We start from the raw sequence: 6,209 nt of genomic DNA, 5'->3' as shown, positions 1-6,209 counted from the left end.
GTATAGGGAGAGCACTGTTGGAAAAACCAGTGGCTCTCGTGTCCGATTTATATCGGATGTATATTCTCCAATTATGCTTCATAAACCACATCCGAATGGAATGATTAGTAGAGTGGTTTTATTCTAATTGTATCTTGATTCAAGAATTGAGACTAAAGGTGGTTTTTGGTCAACTGCTTAAGGAGGCGTTTTCACGGATCTCCAAAAGCTATGCACTAATTATGGACTATTTAACTGGCCTGGGTCAATCATCTTGAGAAAAAAATGTATCCAACTTTAGAAGACAGCATATCCATTGAACGATTGAAAAGTTACGAAACCCTCTGCCCTTCCTGCTCCAATCATGAAATAGTAGGGGCGTATCATTGGATTTATTGATGTGTCAGGCCCTTTATCCCTTTATGCACGCCGCTGAAGTCGCTTTGCGAAACGGGATACATCAAGCCGTATCCAGAAAATTTAATGATGAGAATTGGTTTGAGTTTGTCGTTCAAGACGGAAAGTCTAAAGCCATTATTTATGATTTAAAAAAAGAGCTGTCGAGAAAAAAAGAGTATGCAACCAATGACATTATTGCCTCATTGACCTTTGGTTTTTGGGTGAACTTACTTAAGCAAAAGACCTATAGAGATCAATTTTACTCCTATCGCTTATGGCCTGATCTAATACCACAGGTTTTTCCTAGATATAAACGAAGTGGTGCAGATGATAGAAAAGACATTTTTCAACGGTTCGAAGAAATTAAATTGATTCGAAATCGTTTATTTCATCATGAACCCATATGGAAATTTAAAAATGCGATTACACCATCTGAATCAATATCTCAACTGTGGAAAAAATTTAACGATATCTACAAGGCTATTGGATGGATTTCAAAACAAACCGCGTTAAAGGAATTTGGATTTGTTGAGTTTTTCAAATCCAATTGTCAATCTGATGTATTGGAAAATTATAAAAACCATAAAAGGAGGTAGCAACCCAATTCGTGTCAAAACTTACGGTTTGAAGGTTAAATTTGCCCTGAAACCGTAAATTACCACACGTTATCTTTTTGCATAGCTTTTAAAATTGCCAAATTATTCTATATATAACCTTGACTCATTCATATCTGCGATAGAATTAAAATTGTCTGTCAGATACTCACAAAATTTCTTGCCAGCTCTCCACAATATTAATTCATCCTCAGGTTTCAAAAACGATTCAATGTCTGGATGGGGATAATCAATATAAAATACCGAAGGACTCTTATCATCATAGATACGCCCTATATAATAGTAAGGGTTCATTTTAAGCGTCCTAATTAGTCCGTTTATATTAAAGTCACTGATACCAAATTTTTCAAAGGCATCTGCTTTAAGATCTGGTAGGGTTCTTAAATAATTTTTTAGCATATCCTCACAAAGCAAGTGAAGCGGAACATCACCGGAATTACAAAAGATACTAAACTTGAAAATATTTAATTCATCCTCGTTAAGCAATTGAAAAAAATCTACATTTTTACTGTTTTTGAGTTTTTCATATAAGGACTCATAGCAACGGTACAATGAATAAAAATGCTCTATCCCTTCTACTTCTTTAATCAGAAAATGAAAACAAGGAAATGATGGGTCGGTCTGATAAAAGGAATGGTTTAGCAAGTAATACACAAAAAACACATCCTTGGCGCTGAGTGAGTAATTGAATTGTTTACATTCAATTCGTTCATTATAGAGATAGTTATCAAGTTCTTCCTTAGATAGAGTCGATTTTAAAACACAGACTGGTTCCTCTTCATGAATGACAGTCAAAAAATAGCCTTTATTATTTCCTTCAAAAAGCACAATTTCATTGGATTCAAACGATGGCAGATTTAAGTTTATTTTTTTATATTCAGTATTATCGACTGATTTATTGGATACATAGAGCGGAAATGAAAATGGTTTTTCACCTGATGCGCTATAAACTGCTTTAATAGTCATATGTTTTCTCCTGGTTATACGTAGATGACTAAAAATAGGCTGGAAAAAGTGTTAATGAAACCAGTGTCAGCCATGAATGATTACTAGTAGAGTGGCATTTGAACATAAATTTTCTGTTGACCCGTGTGATTCCACTCAAAACCATAAATCTGCGAAAATTCACCCTGCTCAGAATACAGATGTAAATCCTTAGGGGCACAATAAAAAAGTTATTAAATGAAATAAGAACTTTTAAGAGCTTTTAAACGGTTCTTCCATAAAACTCTTCATCATCTCTCGGTCAACTATTAAGCCCCATTCCAGACAATTTTCCTGAGGCAGAGATGTTTTTTCATCTAATTCCACATTCTCTTCAGAAACGATAATGTGTTTTCTCCAGCGTGAGGGCGAAATCCTAGTGGCCTTGGTAAACCTGGCAAATAGGCAAGTAGGAGTAAACCGGTTATTCTCCAAATCGTCCTCATACTCCAAAATAATTTGGGCAATAAAGTCTTTTTCATAAAGTTCTTTTTCATACCTTGCAAAACGATTGCTCAATATTTGCGCCTGTTTAAGCGTTGTCAACGGCTTACAAAATGAAGGGTAATACTGGAAGGCCACTAAAACGCCTGAGGCTTCTTTATAGAAAAAAAGCGTTTCGTAATTATCTAAATGATTGTTCTTTGAATCTTCCTCTGATCCAATCATTTCAACAACTTCTCGACTGAGCACAGCATATAATTTCATCAATAACTCCTCTTTTTTTTATCTGGAATTGGGGGACTTGGAACCACTCTCTTTGTGAACATCTTTATAAGCCAACATATTAACTAGCTGCTCCTCTCTTTCTGGTGTAAACCCGCAAGCATGACTCCATTCTTTAGGATTCTCATAAGTCCCAAAGAGCATGTCCCACCAGACAATATCACCATAGTTATTTTTATGACTATTAAATTGGTGATGGATTCTATGCATTTCCGGACGTTGAAATAGGTAACCCACCCATCGAGGGGTCTTTACATTGGTGTGATAAAAAAACTCACCTATTGCAGTACAGGCGGTGTAAATAACACCAGCCTCAAGAGACAAACCAAGAATTGTATAGACCAGAAGACTTCCTATTATTGAGTTTACAATCATCTCTCCAGGATGTTTATAAAAGGAGGTGATGACTTCAAGCCTTTGCGGACTATGATGAATTTGGTGAAAACCAACCCACAATATATCAAACTCATGGCGTGCTCTATGCCACCCATAGAACACAAAGGTTGCTATAAAATAAGCAATGAATCCGCCAGACCAAACCGATACATAATTTGAAAGGTGAAACAAAGACCAGGAAGAAAGCCAGACTTCCCAAGAGTGGCCTGCCAATATCACTACAGCCATCTGTATCAGATTTAGCAAAACAACTCTAACAGGCCATGTTTTTATATGAGGTAATTTCCAGCCTGGAATCAAGCGCTCTAATAGAAAGCAGCCTATAAATATAACAAAAAGAATCATTAACACGTTGGACTCCTCAACCTTCATTGTTTAGTGTTTTAGAGAGAAATTGGGGCTTGCCTTTTTCATCAAACGCTGTTGTTTTACACTCTGGATAGCCGCTACATCCCCACCAGTATCTTTTGTTACCTTTTCTGCGGAACATGGGTTTTTTACAGTCTGGGCAGGGGTGTGTAACCTCATTGCCCAGCGCTTCTTTGGACTGAGCCAGCTTTTCAAGCTGCTGTATCATGCCCTCCAAGGTATCTGTCTGTTCGTCTAAAAAATCACTCATATCGCTTTTTCCTTCGGCAATATTATCCAGCTCTTGTTCCCAAAGGGCTGTGGTGGCAGGGTTTGTGATGGAGTCAGGGAGAAGAGCAATCAGCGCTCGGCCCTTCGAAGTTGAAATCAGTTGCTTTCCTTTCTTCGCCACATAGTCGCGGTTGATTAAGGTTTCCAGAATATTAGCGCGAGTTGCTTCGGTTCCTATGCCCGCTGTGTCCTTAAGCACTTTCTTAAGACTGGGGTCTTCGACATAATGGGCAATGGATTTCATCGCCGCAATCAGCGTGCCTTCGCTAAATCGAGCAGGTGGCTTGCTTTTCCTGCTTTGCACCTCGGTTTCAACACAATGCGTCTCATCGCCCTGCTGAAGTGCTGGCAAGATTAACTCATCCGATAGCTCCTGCTCATCGTCTTCATTCAAACCCACCAAAGCCTGTTTAAAACCTGGTTTCAAAGGCGTGTTATGGCTGGCGCTAAACTGATATTGGTTAATCAAGCAAGTCGTTGTGCGTGCCAGATAATCATAGGTTCCTAAAAATTGGGCAATATAATAACGTCGGATAACATCATAGAGCTTCAACTCCTTATCACTCATTGCAGCCAATCTGACTTTAGAATTTAAAGTAGGAATAATACCGTGGTGAGCGGTAATTTTTTTGTCATTCCAGACGTTGGATTGGTAGGCTGTATTCGTTAATTCCAGCAGGGGTTGAAGCGTTGGGTCGATGTCGCTTAAAGCCTTTAACACCTTCGGCGCATCTGACAATTGACTCTCAGGCAAATAGCCACAATCAGTCCTTGGGTAAGTGGTTGCCTTATGCGTTTCATACAGGGCTTGAGCGATATCCAGGACTTCTTTGGCACCAAAGCCGTATTTCGCTGACGCGAGCTTTTGCAGAGCCGAGAGCGATAGACACAGGGGGGCACTTTGTGATTTTTTTGTTTCACTAAATTGAGATATCGTTCCTTGATGATGTTTAACCGCATCAGCAACTTGATTAACGAGCGCTAGATTAATGCAACGCCCTTCCTCATCAACCAAATCTTCTGGGATATCCCAACTCATCCAAAAAGGCGCATAGGTATCAACTTTAAATTGGGCTTTTAAAATGAAGTAGTCCTTGGCTTTAAACGCCTCAATAGCTTTGTCTCGGTCGACCACCAGTTTCAGGGTAGGCGTTTGTACCCGGCCTACGGATAAAACACCCTGTCCTCGCGTACCAAATAAACAGGAGGTTGCCATGGTTAAGTTCATGCCAACCAGCCAGTCAGCGCGTGACCTTCCAAGTCCTGCCTGGTAGAGATTTTCGGTAGACTCCCCTGGTCTAATGTCCTGAAGGGCTTTTTTTACCGAAGCGTCATCAAGAGCCGATAACCATAAACGTTTGACCTCGCCCTGGTAGGAAAAATAATCCAATACTTCGCGGCCAATCACATCCCCTTCCCTGTCGGCATCGGTCGCAATCACTACAAGGGTTGCTTTTTTTAAAAGCTTGCCAATGACGGTGAGCTGCTTTTTAGTTTTAGCCTGAGGCTGTAATACCCAGCGTTCGGGAATGACGGGTAACACCGAAATTCGCCAGGGTTTTAGATTCTCACAGTAATCATCGGGTGGTGCTAATTCCAGCAGATGACCAAAACACCAGGTAATGATAGTGTGGCTTGATTTTAAAAAGCCCTCGTCTTTTTCAAAAGAACCGTCCATAGCGTGGGCAATATCACGAGCTTGTGAGGGTTTTTCACAGATAAATAATCTCATGCCTGAACCTCCACCGCCTTAGCAGACTGGCGCTGAACCAGCTGCTTCAGTTTGTATTTCATCTGATGAAGACCTTGGGCACTAACCCCTGGCGCATAAGGCGCATCCAGGGCCTGGATTAACACATCGAGTCGAATGGAGGTTTTATCGAAGGCGTCAGGGGTCTCAATCAGCTCGGCGACAGAGGTCGGATAATGCTGGGTCGAAGGGGTCTGGATAATCTGACTTAGGAGGGTATTGAGCTTTTTCTGATAGCGTTCCTTTAATTGATACAACGCCGCTTTCGATTCCAGCAAACCGCTAAGATGAAGTAATTTTAAGGTGGAAAGTAACTTATCAAAGCCCACCATTAATTCATATAGAGAACACGCCAGTGGATTGTTGCAAGGCAAGTCATGCTCAGATTGAGCAATGAACGATACCTTGGTGGGATTAATCGTTTTTTTCTTTTCAATCTGCCCTTCAAATTTATCCACCTCATCATCGAAATAGGCGCTGAGATTGATAATCTCATCGTGTAATTGGTAGAGATTCACTAGAGCAAAGGCGTTGTTTAATGCACTCGCTTTAATGAGCAATCCGATTTTGACATAGACCCGTTCCAAATAAGACCTGCCATCAGGAAGGACTCGATTAAGAACGTCTATCGTTTCTTTATTGACAACAGGTAGTTTTATAGTGGCTTGCATCTTACTCTCCTTTCACTTCAATGGCTGAGGATGTGGGGCATTCAATAGGGG

The 6,209-nt window shown here is 40.3% G+C and carries 6 protein-coding genes; 1 reads left to right on the top strand and 5 read right to left on the bottom strand.

Translation table 11 applies throughout. The features are described from left to right. The first annotated feature begins 365 nt into the window (after positions 1-365). Positions 366-974, top strand: coding sequence for a hypothetical protein (locus tag T345_RS14165; RefSeq protein WP_242604608.1), 609 nt, complete (start codon positions 366-368; stop codon positions 972-974). Positions 975-1,076: 102 nt separating this feature from the next. Here T345_RS14165 and T345_RS0110495 read toward each other — a convergent pair whose 3' ends face one another. From T345_RS0110495 to T345_RS0110475, 5 genes are all read right to left on the bottom strand, one after another. Further along, positions 1,077-1,958, bottom strand: coding sequence for a hypothetical protein (locus T345_RS0110495; RefSeq protein WP_028389306.1), 882 nt, complete (start codon positions 1,956-1,958; stop codon positions 1,077-1,079). A 231-nt stretch (positions 1,959-2,189) separates the two neighbouring features. Then, positions 2,190-2,684 carry a hypothetical protein gene (locus T345_RS0110490; protein WP_028389305.1) on the bottom strand — a complete coding sequence of 165 codons (495 nt, stop codon included), beginning with the start codon at positions 2,682-2,684 and terminating at the stop codon, positions 2,190-2,192. Positions 2,685-2,702: 18 nt separating this feature from the next. Continuing rightward, positions 2,703-3,443 carry a sterol desaturase family protein gene (locus T345_RS0110485; RefSeq protein ID WP_242604611.1) on the bottom strand — a complete coding sequence of 247 codons (741 nt, stop codon included), beginning with the start codon at positions 3,441-3,443 and terminating at the stop codon, positions 2,703-2,705. A 16-nt stretch (positions 3,444-3,459) separates the two neighbouring features. Then, entirely contained in the window at positions 3,460-5,469 is a 2,010-nt protein-coding gene (locus tag T345_RS0110480) for a DNA topoisomerase III (RefSeq protein WP_028389303.1), read from the bottom strand. After that, positions 5,466-6,158 carry an AcaB family transcriptional regulator gene (locus T345_RS0110475; RefSeq protein ID WP_028389302.1) on the bottom strand — a complete coding sequence of 231 codons (693 nt, stop codon included), beginning with the start codon at positions 6,156-6,158 and terminating at the stop codon, positions 5,466-5,468. Before T345_RS0110475 ends, T345_RS0110480 begins: the two co-directional genes overlap by 4 nt. Between the last annotated feature and the right edge of the window lie 51 nt (positions 6,159-6,209).

This window comes from Legionella fairfieldensis ATCC 49588 (assembly GCF_000621525.1).
GTDB classification, from domain to species: domain Bacteria; phylum Pseudomonadota; class Gammaproteobacteria; order Legionellales; family Legionellaceae; genus Tatlockia; species Tatlockia fairfieldensis.
Note: the sequence above shows the minus strand (reverse complement) of the source record. Positions and strands in the feature narration are given on the sequence as shown.

Excerpts from the sequence above, each read along its gene's own strand:
- T345_RS0110480 (WP_028389303.1), bottom strand. The coding sequence starts at position 5,469 with ATGAGATTATTTATCTGTGAAAAACCCTCACAAGCTCGTGATATTGCC.
- T345_RS0110475 (WP_028389302.1), bottom strand. The coding sequence starts at position 6,158 with ATGCAAGCCACTATAAAACTACCTGTTGTCAATAAAGAAACGATAGAC.
- T345_RS0110485 (WP_242604611.1), bottom strand. The coding sequence starts at position 3,443 with ATGATTCTTTTTGTTATATTTATAGGCTGCTTTCTATTAGAGCGCTTG.
- T345_RS0110490 (WP_028389305.1), bottom strand. The coding sequence starts at position 2,684 with ATGAAATTATATGCTGTGCTCAGTCGAGAAGTTGTTGAAATGATTGGA.
- T345_RS0110495 (WP_028389306.1), bottom strand. The coding sequence starts at position 1,958 with ATGACTATTAAAGCAGTTTATAGCGCATCAGGTGAAAAACCATTTTCA.